The 16,254-nt window shown below is 65.7% G+C and carries 16 protein-coding genes; 4 read left to right on the top strand and 12 right to left on the bottom strand.

What is annotated here, in order from left to right:
- Positions 1-83: 83 nt before the first annotated feature.
- On the bottom strand, positions 84-1,292 hold the full coding sequence (locus AC2CQI_RS03585; protein ID WP_484579199.1) for a diaminopropionate ammonia-lyase: 1,209 nt from the start codon (positions 1,290-1,292) through the stop codon (positions 84-86).
- 72 nt (positions 1,293-1,364) lie between these two features.
- A complete protein-coding gene (locus AC2CQI_RS03580; RefSeq protein ID WP_484579198.1) occupies positions 1,365-2,597 on the bottom strand; it encodes an allantoate amidohydrolase in 1,233 nt (410 codons plus the stop codon).
- A gap of 128 nt (positions 2,598-2,725) precedes the next feature.
- Between AC2CQI_RS03580 and AC2CQI_RS03575 the strand changes: the two genes are divergently transcribed.
- Positions 2,726-3,187: an Lrp/AsnC family transcriptional regulator gene (locus AC2CQI_RS03575; protein ID WP_484579197.1), complete on the top strand. Its 462-nt coding sequence runs from the start codon at positions 2,726-2,728 to the stop codon at positions 3,185-3,187.
- Here the strand turns inward: AC2CQI_RS03575 and AC2CQI_RS03570 are convergent.
- From AC2CQI_RS03570 to phnD, 8 genes are all read right to left on the bottom strand, one after another.
- Positions 3,184-3,927: a sulfite exporter TauE/SafE family protein gene (locus AC2CQI_RS03570; protein ID WP_484579196.1), complete on the bottom strand. Its 744-nt coding sequence runs from the start codon at positions 3,925-3,927 to the stop codon at positions 3,184-3,186. The two genes, AC2CQI_RS03575 and AC2CQI_RS03570, sit on opposite strands and share 4 nt — an antisense overlap.
- Before the next feature lie 236 nt (positions 3,928-4,163).
- Complete coding sequence (gene phnX / locus AC2CQI_RS03565; RefSeq protein ID WP_075801879.1) at positions 4,164-4,991, bottom strand: phosphonoacetaldehyde hydrolase; 828 nt, start codon at positions 4,989-4,991, stop codon at positions 4,164-4,166.
- Positions 4,992-5,027: 36 nt separating this feature from the next.
- Entirely contained in the window at positions 5,028-5,888 is an 861-nt protein-coding gene (locus AC2CQI_RS03560) for a LysR substrate-binding domain-containing protein (protein WP_484579195.1), read from the bottom strand.
- A 30-nt stretch (positions 5,889-5,918) separates the two neighbouring features.
- Positions 5,919-7,217, bottom strand: a complete 1,299-nt coding sequence (locus tag AC2CQI_RS03555) for an MFS transporter (RefSeq protein ID WP_075801881.1) — start codon at positions 7,215-7,217, stop codon at positions 5,919-5,921.
- 89 nt (positions 7,218-7,306) lie between these two features.
- Positions 7,307-8,398, bottom strand: a complete 1,092-nt coding sequence (gene psrA / locus AC2CQI_RS03550) for an iron-containing alcohol dehydrogenase PsrA (protein ID WP_484579194.1) — start codon at positions 8,396-8,398, stop codon at positions 7,307-7,309.
- A 111-nt stretch (positions 8,399-8,509) separates the two neighbouring features.
- A complete protein-coding gene (gene phnE, locus AC2CQI_RS03545) occupies positions 8,510-9,328 on the bottom strand; it encodes a phosphonate ABC transporter, permease protein PhnE (protein WP_075801883.1) in 819 nt (272 codons plus the stop codon).
- A 1-nt stretch (position 9,329) separates the two neighbouring features.
- Positions 9,330-10,124, bottom strand: a complete 795-nt coding sequence (phnC, locus tag AC2CQI_RS03540) for a phosphonate ABC transporter ATP-binding protein (RefSeq protein WP_075801884.1) — start codon at positions 10,122-10,124, stop codon at positions 9,330-9,332.
- Positions 10,121-10,987 (bottom strand): phosphonate ABC transporter substrate-binding protein, encoded by an 867-nt coding sequence (gene phnD / locus AC2CQI_RS03535; RefSeq protein WP_484579193.1) that lies wholly within the window; start codon positions 10,985-10,987, stop codon positions 10,121-10,123. Before phnD ends, phnC begins: the two co-directional genes overlap by 4 nt.
- Positions 10,988-11,094: 107 nt before the next feature.
- Between phnD and AC2CQI_RS03530 the strand changes: the two genes are divergently transcribed.
- The 3 genes from AC2CQI_RS03530 (at position 11,095) to ppk2 (ending at position 13,987) form a co-directional block, all read left to right on the top strand.
- Positions 11,095-11,967, top strand: coding sequence for a LysR substrate-binding domain-containing protein (locus AC2CQI_RS03530; protein WP_075801886.1), 873 nt, complete (start codon positions 11,095-11,097; stop codon positions 11,965-11,967).
- A gap of 184 nt (positions 11,968-12,151) precedes the next feature.
- Entirely contained in the window at positions 12,152-13,006 is an 855-nt protein-coding gene (locus tag AC2CQI_RS03525) for an AraC family transcriptional regulator (protein ID WP_484579192.1), read from the top strand.
- 69 nt (positions 13,007-13,075) lie between these two features.
- On the top strand, positions 13,076-13,987 hold the full coding sequence (gene ppk2, locus AC2CQI_RS03520; protein WP_256720970.1) for a polyphosphate kinase 2: 912 nt from the start codon (positions 13,076-13,078) through the stop codon (positions 13,985-13,987).
- A 45-nt stretch (positions 13,988-14,032) separates the two neighbouring features.
- Here ppk2 and AC2CQI_RS03515 read toward each other — a convergent pair whose 3' ends face one another.
- Complete coding sequence (locus AC2CQI_RS03515) at positions 14,033-15,154, bottom strand: agmatine deiminase family protein (protein ID WP_484579191.1); 1,122 nt, start codon at positions 15,152-15,154, stop codon at positions 14,033-14,035.
- Between the two features lie 14 nt (positions 15,155-15,168).
- A complete protein-coding gene (locus tag AC2CQI_RS03510; protein WP_484579190.1) occupies positions 15,169-16,254 on the bottom strand; it encodes an extracellular solute-binding protein in 1,086 nt (361 codons plus the stop codon).

The following is a 16,254-nucleotide window of genomic DNA, read 5'->3' as shown; positions in this document are numbered from 1 at the left end:
ATCTGGCATCAGAGGTGCCCTTGCCGGCCTCATCGCTGGCAAGCCAGCTCCCACAGGGACCGCGCCGGGTCGGGGAATTATTGTCAGGCCCGGGCCAGCCACTCGCGCTGGCGGGCCAGGACCGACTCGGCGGACTCGCCGACCAGTTCGGCATACACACCCGGCGCCGTGGCACCTTCAGTGCTGATCAGCAGCACCCGGGAATCCTTGTCCAGCCCCAGCTCGGCAGCCTGTTGCGGTGCCTTCGCCAGGCGCTGCAAGGCCGCCAGCCCGGCCACCGCCGACTCGCCGGACGCCAGCGGAATATCCCGCTCGCTGCCGGCCGCCAGGCGCCGCATCGCCAGCAGCGCCTCGTCGTCATGCAGGGTCATGAAGAAATCGACGCTGTTCTCCAGGAATTTCCACGCCAGCGGCGAGGTTTCCCCACAGGCCAGCCCCGCCATCACCGAGTCCACCGAGCCACTGGCATTCGCCGCGCGCCCGGCCAGGGCGCTCTGGTACAGGCAGTCGGCCTGTGCCGGCTCGACCATGACCAAGGTCGGCCGCTGTGCACCCTGCAGCTCCCACAGGTAACTGGCGATCCCGGCCGCCAGGCCACCGACGCCACCCTGCAGGAAGACATGGGTAAAGCCCTGGTCATAGGCCTCGACGATCTCCGCCGCGATGGTGCCGTAGCCCTGCATCACGTCCCGGGGAATCTCCTCGTAGCCGTCATAGGAGGTGTCGGACACCACCAGCCAGCCATTGCGGAAGGCCAGGGCCGCAGCCTCTTCCACCGACTCGTCGTAGTTGCCGCTGATGCGCACGATCTCGGCGTCATAGGCGGCGATCGCCGCTTCCCGTTCAACGCTGACATTGGCATGCAGCACGATCACGCAGCGGCAACCCAGGGTCTGTGCCGCAGCCGCCAGGGCACGGCCGTGGTTGCCGTCGGTGGCGCTGATCACGGTGAAACCGGCCAGGGTTTCGGCGTACTCACCAGCGAGCAAGGCCCGGACATTGAAATTGTGCTCGGGGAAGCGCCGCAGGATCAGGCGCACCAGGGCAATCGGCGCACCCAGGGCCTTGAAGCTGCCCAACTGCGAGCGCTGCGACTCGTCCTTGACCAGCAACTGGCCCACGCCCAGCTCGGCGGCCAGGTCCGGCAGGCTGTACAGCGGCGTGGCGCCACGGTTGAGGCCAGCCCAGTGCGCAAGCCAGTCACGGCTCTGGCCGGCCCTGGCGATGCTCATGATCTCGCGCAGGTCTTCGGGGTACGGGATACGGCGGGCGTTGCGGTTGGCTAGCAGCATTGCGGTCTCCATCAGGCAAAGGGGTGCCGTCACCGATGGCGTGGGGCATCGGCGTTGGCGTTGGCAAAGGGGTCAGGCGAGTCGGCGGGCGACCACGTCCAGCAGGACTTCGGCGCCCATCACCAGTTGCGCGTCATCGGTGTGCTCGCGGGGGTTGTGGCTGATGCCGCCACGGCTGGGCACGAAGATCATCGCCGCCGGGGCGATACGGGCGATCATCTGCGCGTCGTGGCCGGCACCGGAGGTCATGCGCCGGTGGCTCAGGCCCAGGCGCACGGCGCTGGCTTCGATCTGGTCGGCCAGGGTGGCGTCGAAGATCACCGGTTCGAAACGCACCAGGCGCTCGCTGGAAATCTTCACGCCCTCCTCTGCGGCGATCCGCTCGAGGAAGTCGGCGAAACGCTGTTCGGCCTGTTGCAAGCGGGCTTCATCGGGGTCACGCAGGTCGACGGTGAACACCGCCTTGCGCGGAATCACGTTGATCACGTTGGGTTCGAAGGCGATGCAGCCGGTGGTGGCCAGGGTGGTGCCGGCTGAATCTCGAGCGATGGCGCGGGCCTCGGCTACAGCGGCACAAGCCACGTAGCCGGCGTCATGGCGCAGGCGGGTCGGGGTGGTGCCGGCATGGTTGGCATTGCCCTGCACCGTCACCTGCTGCCAGGAAATGCCCTGGAGGTTTTCCACCACGCCGATCTGGATGCCCTCGGCCTCGAGGATCGGGCCCTGCTCGATATGCAGCTCGAGGTATTCATGCGGCACGATGGCGCCGGGTTGCAGGTCGCCGGCATAACCGATGCGCGCCAGCTCGTCGCCAAGGCGGGTGCCGTCGGTGCCAAGGGTATCCAGCGCCACCTGCACCTCAAGACCACCGGCATAGACCAGCGAACCCATCATGTCCGGCTGATAGCGCACGCCCTCCTCGTTGGTGAAGGCACCAACCGTGATCGGCCGCGCCGGCAGCACGCCGGCGTCACGGTAGGCACGGATCACTGCGAGGCCGGCGAGCACGCCGTAGCAGCCATCGAGGGCGCCGGCATTGGTCACGGTGTCGATATGCGAGCCCATCATCAATGGCGCCAGATCTTCGCCGGAGGCGGCCGGCAAGGTGCCGAAGATATTGCCGATGCGGTCGATGCGCACCTCCAGGTCCAGCGCCTTCATCCAGGCCACCACCTGGTCGCGCCCGGCCTTTTCGGCATCGGTCAGGGCGATCCGGGTACGACCGCCCTGCACCGGGTCGGCGCCCAGTTCGCCAAGGATGCGGATCTGCTCCAGCAGCAGAGCGCCGTCGAGTTGAAGGTTCATCCAGGTACTCCAAGGGGTGTTCGTCGATGAGGTAAATGCTATTTCAATGCGATGGAGTTATTTCTTGATTTTCGCCCCGGAAATGAATTTTTATTCCGCATTCGCCTTCACTCAGGAAATCCGCCGTCATGAGTCTGGATCCGTTCGACCTCGCCCTGCTCGACGCCGTGCAGCAGGACGCCACCACCTCGCAGCAGGACCTCGGCGCCCGGGTCAATCTCTCCCCCGCAGCGGTCAATCGTCGCCTGAAGAAGCTCAATGCCGATGGCGTGGTGCGCAAGACCGTGTCGTTGGTGGACCCGGTAGCGGTGGGCTACGGCCTGACGGTGATCACCGAAGTGGAAGTCGAGAACGAACGCCTCGACCTGCTCGACGCCATGAAGCGCACCTTCCTCGCTTGCCCGCAGGTGCAGCAGTGCTACTACGTGGCCGGGGAATGCGACTTCGTGCTGATCATGGCGGTGCGCAACATGGAGCAGTACACCGAGCTGACGCGGACGCTGTTCTTCGAAAGCAACAACGTCAAGCGCTTCAAGACCCTGGTGTCGATGAGCAATGTGAAGGTGGGGCTGGATGTACCGGTTGCCTAGATGAAGTGCGGCAGGGACTGGGCGATCAGCAGGATGCCGGCCAGTCCCAACAGCCCCAGGACCACGCGACGGAACGCGACATCACTGAAATGCCGGTACAGGCGCACGCCAAGCAGGGTCGGCAGCAGCACGCTGAGAATCACCACGGGGAACAGGCTCAGGGCCTCGGTGGTAATGGTCCCGGCCACCACGTAGGTCATCATCGTCAGCAGTTGCATGGCCAGGTTGAAGCCCTGGATCACCGAGCGCTGGGTATCCCGGTCCCAGCCCTTGAGCACCGCCCACAATGCCGTGGCCGGGCCGGTCAGGCCGCCGAGGCCGCCCATGACTCCACCAACCACACCCACTAGCGCATCCGCCCCGGCGCCGCCGCTGCGAACGCGCGGCAAGCTGGACGAGAACAGCATCAGCGGGCACCACAGGGCCAGGACGATGCCCACCAGCAGGCGGAACAGCAGCGGGTCGATCTGGTGCAGCAGGAGGACGCCCACGGGCACGCCGATCAGGCCGCCGATCACCATGGGCAGCAGGTGCTCGCGTTTCAGGCCGCGGCGCAGGGTGCGAGCGGCGAGCAACTGGCCGGTGAGCGAGCCACAGACCACCAGCGGGCCGGTCAGGGCTGGCGGTACGGCCCAGGCCCACAAGGCCATGGCCACCAGGCCGAAGTTGGAGCCGGACAGGCCCTGGACGAAGCCGGCCAGGATGGCGCCGAAGATGATGATGAGCCAGAGGGAGTCCATGGGTGCCCAAGAGGTGCAAAAGGACGGGAGGATAGGCTGTTGGGGGTGGTTGATAAAGGTCCAATCGGGGGCTGTGTGAGAGGGCCAAATCGGTGCCTGGCTTTCGGGCCCCATCGCTGGCAAGCCAGCTCCCACAGGGTCAGCACAAAGCCCAGGACCTGCGCTGTACCTGTGGGAGCTGGCTTGCCAGCGATTGCTGTGGTGAATTCACCACAGCAACTTCGGCCGGACCTTACTTAAAAGCCCTGCGGCATCTCCCCCCGCGCCAGTCGCGCATTGATGTCCTCGATCACCGCCGGCAATTCGGCAATGGTGTCGATCAGGTAATGCGGCCGCGAGCCTTCGAACATCCGCCCGATCCGCGCCCGCTCGGCTTCCAGCTGGTCAGCCGGCAGCGCCTTGTACTGCTCATACGTCAGCCCCAGCGCATTCCCCGAGCAGGTCAGCGCCACCGTCCACATCCCGGCGCTGCGCCCTTCGAGAATCCCCGGCCAGGTGTCGTCGACCTTGACGCAGGCCGCCACATCGTCGATGCCCAATGCAATCACGTTGGCCAGGGACTGCGCCGGATACGGCCGGCCATTGGGCACTTCATCGGTGGCCACCACATGGTCCGGGCTGTAGCCATTGGCCGCCGCCAGCTCCACCACCCTGGCCATGACCACCTTCGGGTAGCCGGAACAGGTACCGATCTTCAACCCCTTTTCACGCAATTCGGCAATCGCCTCCAGCGCCCCCGGAATCAGCGCCGAGTGCAGGCCGATCTTGTCGATCTGCAGCGGCATGAAGCGTTCGTAGATGGCGGTGACATCCTCGTCGCTCGGCGCCCGGCCAAAGCGCGCCCGGTAACGCTCGGCAATCGCCGGCTGGTCGCACAGGGTGCGGATATGGTCCCACTTGCCCATGCCCATCGGGCCGCGGGCTTCTTCCAGGGACACTTCGACACCGAATTCGCCAAAGGCCTCGACGAAGATCTGGGTCGGGGCAAAGGAGCCGAAGTCGACGACGGTGCCGGCCCAGTCAAGGATGACAGCTTGCAGGCGTTTGGGTTGCTGGTAGTTCATGGTGGATCTCCAGTGGCAGGTCAGAAAAATCAGGGTTCAGGCCGGCGCGTCGAACAACTCGGCGATCATCGCGCGGTTGCGTCGCAGCGCCAGACAGCACAGGTGGTAGTCGATATGGAACGGGTGGTCGACGAAGGTGATCGGCCGGGTTCCCGGGGTCTCCGCGTACTCCACGGCCGAGACGAAACCGATGCCGATACCCCGGGCGATCGCGTGGACGATGGCTTCGCGGCTGTTCAGTTGCATGGCGCAGTCCAGCTCGATCCCGGCATGCCGGCAGGTTTCCTCGACCAGTTGCCGGGTGCGTGACGACGGCTCGCGCAGCACCAGGCGCTCACCGCGCAACTGCTCGATATGCACCTGGTCCTGCTGCGCCCAGGGATGGTCGTCGCGGACCACGGCGATGATCGGGTAGCGCCGGTACAGCCGGGTATGCAGGCGCTGGTCGAACTCCGACAGGGCGAGGATCGCCAGGTCGATATCGAAGCTGTACAAGCGCTCCAGGGTCTCGTGCGCCGGGGAGAACGAGGTTTCCAGCTTGATATCCGGGTACTGCTGCATCAGTTCGTAGGTGAGGTTCATGGCGATCGGCGGCGACACCGCGCCGATGCGCAGCAGCCCCGCCTTGCGTTCGCGGAAGCTGTGCAGCAACTGGATCGCCTCGTCTTCCTGGCCGAACAGGCCCTGGGTAATGGCATACAACTGCCGCCCCGCCGCGCTCATCTCGACAGAGCGCCCGCGGCGGTGGAACAGCTCCACGGCAAACATCTGCTCCAGCGCCCCGACCTGCTCGCTGACGGTCGGCTGGCCCACGCTGAGGTACTCGGCCGCCAGGGTGAAACTGCCGGTTTGGGCAACCGCGTGAAAGGAGCGCAGCCATTTGTGGTACTGGTACATGGGTTTGCCTTATCCAGGGTCAGTGGAAGTTCAACGGCGCACGAACATCGCCACCACGGCGCTGCACAGGCAGGCGCTGGCGACCACGATGAAGATCAGCGAGGTATTGCCGGTGCTGTCCAGCAGGCTGCCGATCAGCGGTTCGCAGAGTCCGGCGAACAGGTACGAAGAGAAGTTCATCACCCCGGTGGCGGTGCCGGCACGGCGTGCGCCGACCAGGTCCGGGCACAGCGCCCAGAAGCTCGAGGCCGGGCCGTAGACGAAGAAGCCACAGAGGAACAGCGCGGCCAGGCCGATGCCGCTGTGGGCCGGCAGGCTCCACATCCACAGGCTGGTGGCGGCGCCGAGGACCATGTAGAGCATGATCGCCAGGTAGCGTTTCGAGCCGAACAGCCTGTCCGAGATCCAGCCATTGCTCAGCGCGCCCACGGCCATGCCCACCGGCAGGGCCACGGTGATCCACTTGGGATCGATCCAGCCATCGCCATGCTTCCAGTCGGCGCCGAGGAAATGCACCGGGACCCAGACGATCAGGCCGTAGCGCGCAGCATTCTGGAAGCCCAGGGACACGGCGGCGATCAGCAGGCGCACGTTCTTCAGCACTGCCTTGTAGCGTTGCGCGGCGCTTTCCTGGGCGTCGCTGGCGACTTCATGGCCCTTGTCATCGGCATTGGCCACACCGGTGTCGGCCAGGGGCTCGAAGCCGAGGTCCTGCGGGCGGTCACGGGCGATCAGGTAGAACAGGATGCCGCCGGCCAGCATCAGCAGCACCGGCAGGCGGAAGATCCAGCGCCATTCCAGGTGCAGCACCTCCAGCACCACCATCGAGGTGACGTAGGACAGGATCGACGCACAGCCGGCAGCGAAGACATAGAAGCCGTAGACCTTGCCTCGCTCGGACACGCCCCACCAGTTCGACAGCAAGCGACTGCCCGGCGCCCAGCCCAGGGCCTGGAGATAACCGTTCAGGGCCCAGGGCAGGATCAGGCTGGTGAAGCCGGCGGCGAAGCTGGTGAGCCAGTTGGCTGCGCAGGACAGCACCGCGCCGAGGCTCATGATGCGCCTGCCGCCGTAGCTGTCGGCGAGGCTGCCATTGATCGCCTGGCCGATGGCATAGGCCCAGAGCATGGCGGCGGAGATCCAGCCGAGGGTTTCCTTGCTCAGGCCGAATTCGGCCTGGATCCCGGGAATGGCGAAACCGAAGGTCTGTCGACCGGTATAGAAGAACAGGTAGCAGAACATCGCGGCCAGGAGCATGCGCCACTGGGCCAGGCGAAAGGTCGAATGGGAGGGCACGGCGAGACCAGACAGGGATTGCGCACGGTTCATGAGGCTTTTTCCTTCTTGTTATGCGCTCGCGGCGTCGCCGCCGCAAGCAGGCATTCTCGTGGGTGCGACGAAAGCAACAGAAATGGCGGTCAGGCGGCTTGCGAACCGATGAAGTTCTTGCCCCGGGCGCCCTGCAGGGCATGGCGAATCATGGCCTGGGCCTGCTCCTCGCTGATCCCGTAGTCGGTGAACTCGGTCTTGACCCCGAGGCTGTGGAGGAAGTCGCGCAAGCGCGCCTGGGCCTGGTCGAGGTCGGCGCCGAAGACCCGCTGCAGGGTCTGGTCCCGTGCCGCATCGCGGCCCCAGGCCAGGCCCAGGACATGGGGCAAGGTGAAGGAACAGGCGATGCCGTGGGGCAGGCCGTGGCGCAGGGTCATCTCGTAGGAGATGGAATGGGCCAGCGCGGTCTTGGTGTTGGAAAAGGCCATCCCCGCCTTCAGCGCAGCCAGGGCCATGCGCGCGCGCAGATCAGGGTTCTCCAGGTCGCCACGCAGGCGCGGCAGGCAGTCGAGGATGTCCTCGATGGCGGAGATGGCAAAGGTGTCGGAAAGCGGGTTGGCGTTGACGTTCCAGATCGCTTCAAGGGCATGGGACAGAGCATCGAGACCGGTGGACACGGTGACCCCGGCCGGCACCGTGAGCATCAGTTCCGGGTCGATCAGGGCGGCCCGCGGCCAGGTGCAGTCCAGGTGCAGGGAGTATTTCTTCTGCGCGCCGGCGTCCCAGATCGTCGCCCAGGGCGTCACTTCGCTGCCGGTGCCGGCGGTGGTCGGCGCGGCGATCAGGGTCTTGCAGCGTGGCGGGGTGAACGGCTTGCCGGCGGCCAGCAGGCCGAGCAGTTCGTCGAAACGGCCGGAACCGGTGCCGACCATCAACGCCTTGGCCGTGTCGATGGCGCTGCCGCCACCCACCGCCAGCACGGTTTCGCAGTCGGCGGCTTCACGCCAGAAGGTTTCGTAGGTGGCGCGCAGATGGGCCACGTCCGGGTTCGGCTGGACATCCTCGACGACATGCACCAGACGCTCCCCCAGCAGCGCTTCGATCCGCGCCAGCAGGCCGAGGGCGCGGGCCTCGGGGAAGATCACCAGGGCCACGCGCTGGCCCTCGGTCAGGTCGACGATGCGGTTCAGGCTGCCGGCGCCGAAGTGGCTGGCGACCGGGTTGTGGAAGTAGGCAGGCATGGTATCTCCGTTCTTGTTGTTGGCACCTGGGCGCATCTTCAGTGCGCGGCGGGACCGACTCCAATCGATTGATCCTGGGTCAGCATCGGCTGAACCGATAACGGCTGCGGCTCAGTGCCTGCCGTTATCCTGGATGGCCCGGCGCAGGCGGCTGGACAGCAGGTCGGCGGCGATCACCATCAGGGTGATGACGATGATGCAGGTGGCGGTTTCCGGGTACTTGAACAGCTTCAGGCTGCTGACCAGCTCGAAACCCAGGCCACCGGCGCCGACCATGCCCAGCACCGTGGCCGAACGCAGGTTGACCTCGAAGCGGTACAGCACCACGGCGATCCAGGCGGTGATCACCTGGGGCAGCACGCCGAAGACGATCACCTGCAACGGCCGCGCCCCGGTGGCACGCAGGGCTTCCAGCGGGCCCTGGTCGATCTCCTCGATGCTCTCGGCGAAGAACTTGCCGAGCATGCCCACGCCATGCACTGCCAACGCCAGTACGCCGGGGAACGGCCCCAGGCCGACGGCGGAGACGAAGACCAGGGCAAGAATCAGCTCGTTGATGCTGCGAATCACGTTCAGGCCCTGGCGGGTGCCCTGGTACAGCCAGCGGTTGCCGTGCAGGTTGCGCGCGGCCAGGAATGCCAGGGGCACGGCGCAGAGGATCGCCAGCAAGGTGCCCCAGATGGCGATCTGCACGGTTTCCAGGGCCGGCGCCAGCAGGCGCGGCAGGATCGCCGGATCCGGCGGCAGCGAACGGCTGATGAAGTCGCCGATCTGCGGCAGCCCCGCCGCCAGTTCGCCCCAGCTGAGCTGGGCACCGCCGGCGCTCCAGTGCAGCAGGACCAGCAGCGCCAGCAGCAGCCCGGCTCTCAGGGCCCAGCCGCGCAGGCTGTTCGGGGTGTCGACCATCCAGCGGTAATCTCGGGTCGCCATTTCAACCTCCCAGGCCAGTGGCGTAGTGCAGGCTGGCCGGGGCGGCAAGACTGTTCGAGTCGCCCTCCTCCGTCGCCGGATAGATACGTTGCAGCGCTGCGTCATCAAGACCGCCGGCATCACCGTCGTAGACGAGCCGGCCATGGGCCAGGCCGACGATGCGGTCGCCGAATTCCCGGGCGAAATCCACCTGGTGCAGGTTGCACACCACGGTGATGCCCAGCTCGCGGCTGGCGTCGCGCAGGTATTGCATGACCAGCCGCGCCGTCTTCGGGTCGAGGCTTGCCACCGGTTCGTCGGCGAGAATCACCCGTGGCTGCTGGGCCAGGGCCCGGGCGATGCCGACCCGCTGCATCTGCCCGCCGGAGAGCGAGTCGGTGCGGGCCGAGGCCTTGTGCCCCAGTCCGACCCGGGCCAGGCATTGCCGCGCCAGGTCCACATCAGCGCGACTGAACAGTTGCAGGATCGACGCGAGGGTCGAGACGGCACCGAGACGCCCGGTCAGCACGTTCTTCAGCACCGACAGGCGCGGCACCACGTTGTGATGCTGGAAGATCATCGCCACCTGGCGGCGCAGTGCGCGCTCGTCGCGGGGCTGCATCGCATCGATGCCGGCCACCTGCAACTCGCCGCCATCGGCCCGGGCCAGACGGTTCATGCAGCGCAGCAGGGTCGATTTGCCGGCGCCGGACTGGCCCAGCACCACGACGAACTCGCCGGCGCCGATATCCAGGTCGATGCCGCGCAGCACCGGGTTGTCGCCGTACTGCTTGGTGAGCTGGCGGACGCGGATCATTTCATCTTGCCCAGGTCGAGATCGAGCACCGTGGCAGTGTCGCGGACCACGTCGTAGGCGGCGTCGGTGGTGGGCTGGAAGCCGTTGAGCATGCCCTGGTCGCCCCAGGGCACGTCCTTGACGTTGGCCAGGGCGGCGGCCAGTTTCTGCTTCAGCACCGGGTCCAGGTCCTTGCGCCAGACCATGGGCGACTCGGGGATATCCGGGGAGGTCCAGACCACTTGCAACTCGTCCTGCTTGACCGAGCCCTGGGCTACGGCGGTGGCGAGGATGCGGTCGGCGACGGCGGCGGCGTCCACCTTGCGGTTGGCCACAGCGAGGATGCTGGCGTCATGGGAGCCGGAGAAGATCATCCGCGAGAAGGTCGATTCCGGTTTGTACCCGGCCTGTTCCAGGCCGGCCTTGGGGAACAGGTGGCCGGAGGCCGAGCTCGGGTCGACGAAGGCGAAGGTATGGCCTTTCAGGTCGGCCAGGCTTTTGATCGGGCTGTCGGCGCGGCTGATGATCAGGCTGTGGTAGGCGCTCTTGCCGGTCTTGCGGGTGACTGCCACGGCGAAGGCCTCGGCGCCGGCGACCTTGTTCGCCAGCACATAGGAGAACGGGCCGAGGTAGGCGACATCCAGCTTTTTCGAGCGCAGCGCCTCGATCACCCCGTTGTAGTCGGTGGCGACGAAGGGTTTGACCGGCATGCCCAGTTGCGCCTGCAACTGGTCGAGCACCTGCTTGCTGCTCTCGATCATCGACTGGGCGTCCTCGGACGGGATCAGGCCGATGCGCAGCGCCTCTTCGGCCTGGGCGGCAACACTGGTGAACAACGGCAGGGAAAGACTGGCGGCACACAGCAACTGGCGAAGGCGATTCATGGCAGTTCCGGATTGTGGTTGGAGTGCGCCCATCCTCGCTTCGTCATGTGACGGTCATACCATCGATTCAATATGGCTTTTCTCGAAAAAGTATTGAAAGGATCTATATGTCAAACAGCAAGCTGCGCGCCTTTCTCGCCGTCGCCCGGCATGGCAGCTTCAGCGCCGGGGCCCGGGCCCTGGGGCTGAGCCAGCCGACCATCACCACCCAGGTGCAGGCGCTGGAGCGTTCGCACAACCTGGAGCTGTTTCATCGGCGCGGACGACGGGCGGAGTTGTCGACGGTGGGCCGGCAGTTGTTGCCGATTGCCCAGCAGTTGCTGGCCCTGGAGGCCGAAGCCGAGGGGCTGCTGAAGGACTCCGGCAGCCTGGTGCGCGGGCAGTTGCGCCTGGGCGCGGTGGGGCCGTTCCATGTGATCGAGATGGTCGATGCCTACCAGCGCGAGTACCCGCAGATCGAACTGTCGATCCGCGTCGGCAACTCGGCCTCGGTGCTGGCGGACCTGGAGAACTATGTGATCGATATCGGTGTGCTGGCGGGGCTGCATGAAGATCCGGCGTTTCATGCGACCTTGTATGCGCGGCATCCGGTGATCGTCTTCGCCCATCACCAGCATCCCCTGGCCAGGCGCGACAGCGTGCGCCTGGAGGAGCTCCAGGGGCAGCCGATGCTGCGCCGGGAACAGGGCTCGACCACGCGACTGAACTTCGAAAAAGCCCTGGCCGAGCGCGAGGTGACACCGCGGATGCTGATGGAGATCGGCAGCCGCGAAGCCCTGCGCGAAGCGGTGGTGCGCGGGATCGGGCTGGGGGTGGTGTCGGAGGCGGAGTTCATTCCGGGGCCGCAGTTGAAGGCGATCAGGATCGAGGGGGATCCGGTGTTTACCGAGACCTACCTGTATTGCCTGGCGGAGCGGCGGACGAGCCAGGTGGTGGAGACATTCCTGGGGTGTGCGGATCAGGCTCGGCTCAGGAGATGATGTTGCCTGTCAGGGCCTCATCGCTGGCAAGCCAGCTCCCACAGGGTCCGAGTCGCTGCAAGACCCTGTGGGAGCTGGCTTGCCAGCGATAGGGCCCTGACTGACAAGAGCAAATCCGGCTAGGCTGCCAATCTCGAAATCCCCCAACCTGTGCTCATCGCAAGCCACACCACCGGTACCCCAGATGCCCACCTCCTACACCGCCCGCTTCACCGCCGTCCTCGCCTATATCGACGCCAATCTCGAAGGCGACCTGTCGGTGAAGACCCTGAGCCAGGTGGCGCATTTCTCGACCTACCATTTCCATCGCCAGTTCAGCGCCTTCGTCGGTGTGCCGGTTGCCCGCTATGTGCAACTGATGCGCCTGCGCCGCGCAGCACGGCGGCTGGCGGGTCAGGCGGAGTATGCAGTGCTGGAGGCGGCGCTGGACGCCGGGTTCGACAGCCCCGAAGCCTTCAGCCGGGCCTTTCGCCGGGACTTCGGCAGCAGCCCCAGCGCCTTTCGCCAGCACCCGGAATGGCAGGTGTGGAATGCGGTATTCGCCATCCCCCACTTTTCGAGGAATATCAGCATGCAAGTGAAGATCGTCGAGTTCGCCGAAGTCCGCGTCGCCGCCCTGGAACACCAGGGCCCGCCCGGCCTGGTCCAGGAAACCGTGCGCCGCTTCATCGACTGGCGGATGCACAGCGGCCAGTCACCGGTGGCGTCGAGCCGCACCTTCGGCATCCCCTTCAACAACCCCGATACCACGCCAGCGGAAGACTTCCGCTTCGCCGTCTGCGGCGAGATCGAGGAAGCCGTGAAGCCCAACGATACCGGCGTCGGCGAACTGCGCATCGCCGGCGGCCGCTATGCCGTAGTCCGCCATCACGGCTCGCCCGACCATATCGGCGAGACCATCTACCCGGTGTACCGCGACTGGCTGCCGGCCAGCGGCGAGGAACTGCGCGACCAGCCGCTGTTCTTCCACTACCTCAGCGTATTCCCGCAGACCCCGCTGGACGAATGGGAAACCGATATCTACGTGCCATTGCAGTAGTGTCACCTGCCTGCCACGCAGCGGGCCTAACATCGGTCGTCACAACATCTGACGAGGCCCATCATGGTGATGACCGATGAATCCCTGATCCAGCGCATCTACGACGAGCTGGTCGACCATAGCGACGAAGAACTCGAACTGGAACTGGCCGAAGACGTCGCCAACCTCGACGAGCTGTTCGACGAGCACGCCCCGGACAGCCCGGAGAAGGAAGCGCGGCGCCGCTACTTCCGTGAACTGTTCCGCCTCCAGGGCGAACTGGTGAAGCTGCAGAGCTGGGTGGTCAAGACCGGGCAGAAGATCGTGATCATCTTCGAAGGCCGCGATGCTGCCGGCAAGGGTGGCGTGATCAAGCGCATCACCCAGCGCCTCAATCCGCGGGTGTGCCGCGTGGTCGCGCTGCCGGCGCCGAACGACCGCGAGCAGACCCAGTGGTACTTTCAGCGCTACGTGCCGCACCTGCCGGCGGCGGGTGAGATCGCCCTGTTCGACCGCAGCTGGTACAACCGCGCCGGGGTCGAGCGGGTCATGGGCTTCTGTAACGACGAGCAGTACGAGGAGTTCTTCCGCAGCGTGCCGGAGTTCGAGCGCATGCTGGTGCGTTCCGGGATCAAGGTGATCAAGTACTGGTTCTCGATCTCCGACCAGGAGCAGAACCTGCGCTTCCTCAGCCGCATCCACGACCCGCTCAAGCAGTGGAAGCTCAGCCCCATGGACCTGGAATCGCGGCGGCGCTGGGAGGCCTACACCAAGGCCAAGGAAATCATGCTCGAGCGCACCCATATCGACGAAGCGCGCTGGTGGGTGGTACAGGCTGACGACAAGAAAAAGGCGCGGCTGAACTGCATCAACCATCTGCTCAAGCAGGTGCCTTACGAGGAAGTGGAGGCGCCGATGGTTTCGCTGCCGCAACGGGTGCGCCAGGCCGACTACAGCCGCACGCCGACGCCGGACGGCTTGATCGTGCCGGAGATCTACTGAGTGCCGTCGGGCCTCATCGCTGCGATGAGGCCCGACAGTGCGGCACTAGACCCACGGCAACTGATGCGTCACACAATGGATCCCGCCGCCGCCCGCCGCAATCGCGTCGATATCCACGGCCACCACCTCTCGATCCGGATACAACGCCTCCAGCAACGCCCGCGCCTTGCGGTCCGCCGGCCCATCGCCGAACTGCGGCATGATCACCGCGCCATTGATCACGAAATAATTGATATACCCCGCGGCAAAATCCGGATTGTCCCGATTGAACCGACTGCGGCGCGGCTTCAGCGGCGGCGACAGTACATGCACCTTGAGCTTGCGCCCGTCGGCATCCGTGGCGTTCTGCAGGATCTCCAGATGCCGCCGGGTCACCTCATGGTCATAGGACTCGGGATCGGTATCCAGGTTGGCCACCACCACCCCAGGGCTGACGAAGCGCGCATAGAAATCCACATGGGCATCGGTGATGTCCTTGCCGCGAATCCCCGGTAGCCAGATGATCTTGCGCAAGCCCAGACAGGCCTTGAGCTCCTCTTCCACCTGCGCCCGGCTCCAGCCCGGGTTGCGATTGGCATTGACCCAGCAACTCTCGGTCATGATCGCGGTGCCGTGGCCGTCCACCTCGATACCACCGCCCTCGCCCACCAATTCGCTGCGCACATGCCGCGCCCCGACAACCCGGGCCATCAACGCCGCGATCCGCGCATCGCTGGCATGCTGTTGCTTGTTGCCCCAGCCATTGAAGTTGAAGTCCATCGCGGTCAGTCCGGCGCCGTCCTCGGTGACGAGGAAGTTGGCGCCGATATCGCGCATCCAGATATCGTCCAGCTCGGTCTCGATAAGGCGCACATTGCTGGCGCCGCACAGTTCCTCCGCCAGTTCCCGTTCCTCGGCCCGGCACAGCACGGTGAGCGGCTGGAACCGCGCAATGGCGCGGGCGATGCGGCCGAGGGCCTCCTGCACATCACCTGTGAAGTCCTCCCAGATCGCGTCCTGGGCGCCGAAGGCCATCCAGGCATGGCGCTGGCGTTCGCCCTCGTCAGGCATGAACCACTCCTCTTCACCGGCGGCGAAGGCACGCAAGGGATTCAGCCCGGTACTGGCGATCAGGCCGAGGCTGCCGGCAATGGAAAGCTGCCGGATAAACTGGCGGCGGGTTGGCATATTCAAAGCACTCTTTAACTGGCGGTCTTGAACTTGGTCCAGGCACGCATCCGCGCGCGCATGGCCGACTGGGGGATGTCCTTGCCCGGGATCAACCGGGCAAAGGCACTTTCATCAGGATAGATATCCGGGTTGTCACGCATCTTCGGGTCGACCTGCGGTCGTGCCTTGGCGCTCGACGTCGGGTAGCCGGTGAAGTTGCTGATCGCTGCCATGTTCTCCGGGCGCATGACGAAGTTGATGAAGGCGTAGGCATATTCCGGGTGCTTGGCGTCCACCGGGATCGCCATGTTGTCCATCCATACCGTGGTGCCCTCGCGGGGGATGCGGTACTGGAAACTCACCGGCTTGCCGGCGCCATCCGCAGCGCGCTGGGCCTGGGTCATGTCGCCGCTGTAGCCGAGGGACAGGCACAGGTTGCCGTTGACCAGGTCGGTGACCGGCTGCGACTGGAACTTGCGGATATACGGGCGCACCTTCATCAGCAGTTCGCTGGCGGCGGCCAGGTCCTCGGGCCTGGCGCTGCGCGGCTCGCGGCCGAGGTAGTTGAGCACCACCGCCAGCACCTCGTCCGGCGAGTCGATCACCGAGATCCCGCAGTCGGCGAACTTCGCCGCATACTCCGGGTTGAACAGCAGGTCGAGGCTGTTGACCGGCGCGTCGGGCATGCGCTTGCGGATCATCTCGTCGTTGTAGGTCAGGCCGATGCTGCCCCAGGTATAGGGCACGGTGGCCGCCGCCGAATGCGGATAGTGCTCGCGCAACTGGCGCAGGCCCGGTTCGATATCCGCCAGCGCGGTGATCTTCGCCGGATCGAGCCGCTGCAGGCTGCCGGCACGCATCAGCCGTTCGGCCACGGTGTCGCCGGGGAAGATCAGGTCGTAGCCGCTGCCGGAGGTCATCAGCTTGGCCTCCAGCACCTCGCTGCCGTCCATCACGTCGTAGATCACCTTGATCCCGGTCTCGGCGGTGAAGCGCGCGAGGGTGTCCTCGGCGAAATAGTCGGACCAGTTGTACAGGCGCAGCAGCTTGTCCTGGTCGTCGGCCTGGACCGTGCCGAGGCACAGGGACAGGCTGATCACGCTAATCAGGCGCTTCAT

It is taken from the genome of Pseudomonas sp. P2S-1, assembly GCF_057197725.1.
Note: the sequence above shows the minus strand (reverse complement) of the source record. Positions and strands in the feature narration are given on the sequence as shown.

Coding starts and splice junctions, on each gene's coding strand:
- AC2CQI_RS03575 (WP_484579197.1), top strand. CDS start 2,726: ATGAGTCTGGATCCGTTCGACCTCGCCCTGCTCGACGCCGTGCAGCAG.
- phnD (WP_484579193.1), bottom strand. CDS start 10,987: ATGAATCGCCTTCGCCAGTTGCTGTGTGCCGCCAGTCTTTCCCTGCCG.
- phnX (WP_075801879.1), bottom strand. CDS start 4,991: ATGAACTACCAGCAACCCAAACGCCTGCAAGCTGTCATCCTTGACTGG.
- phnC (WP_075801884.1), bottom strand. CDS start 10,124: ATGATCCGCGTCCGCCAGCTCACCAAGCAGTACGGCGACAACCCGGTG.
- AC2CQI_RS03580 (WP_484579198.1), bottom strand. CDS start 2,597: ATGAACCTTCAACTCGACGGCGCTCTGCTGCTGGAGCAGATCCGCATC.
- AC2CQI_RS03525 (WP_484579192.1), top strand. CDS start 12,152: ATGCCCACCTCCTACACCGCCCGCTTCACCGCCGTCCTCGCCTATATC.
- AC2CQI_RS03515 (WP_484579191.1), bottom strand. CDS start 15,154: ATGCCAACCCGCCGCCAGTTTATCCGGCAGCTTTCCATTGCCGGCAGC.
- AC2CQI_RS03585 (WP_484579199.1), bottom strand. CDS start 1,292: ATGCTGCTAGCCAACCGCAACGCCCGCCGTATCCCGTACCCCGAAGAC.
- AC2CQI_RS03560 (WP_484579195.1), bottom strand. CDS start 5,888: ATGTACCAGTACCACAAATGGCTGCGCTCCTTTCACGCGGTTGCCCAA.
- AC2CQI_RS03555 (WP_075801881.1), bottom strand. CDS start 7,217: ATGAACCGTGCGCAATCCCTGTCTGGTCTCGCCGTGCCCTCCCATTCG.
- AC2CQI_RS03510 (WP_484579190.1), bottom strand. CDS start 16,254: ATGAAGCGCCTGATTAGCGTGATCAGCCTGTCCCTGTGCCTCGGCACG.
- phnE (WP_075801883.1), bottom strand. CDS start 9,328: ATGGCGACCCGAGATTACCGCTGGATGGTCGACACCCCGAACAGCCTG.
- AC2CQI_RS03570 (WP_484579196.1), bottom strand. CDS start 3,927: ATGGACTCCCTCTGGCTCATCATCATCTTCGGCGCCATCCTGGCCGGC.
- AC2CQI_RS03530 (WP_075801886.1), top strand. CDS start 11,095: ATGTCAAACAGCAAGCTGCGCGCCTTTCTCGCCGTCGCCCGGCATGGC.
- psrA (WP_484579194.1), bottom strand. CDS start 8,398: ATGCCTGCCTACTTCCACAACCCGGTCGCCAGCCACTTCGGCGCCGGC.
- ppk2 (WP_256720970.1), top strand. CDS start 13,076: ATGACCGATGAATCCCTGATCCAGCGCATCTACGACGAGCTGGTCGAC.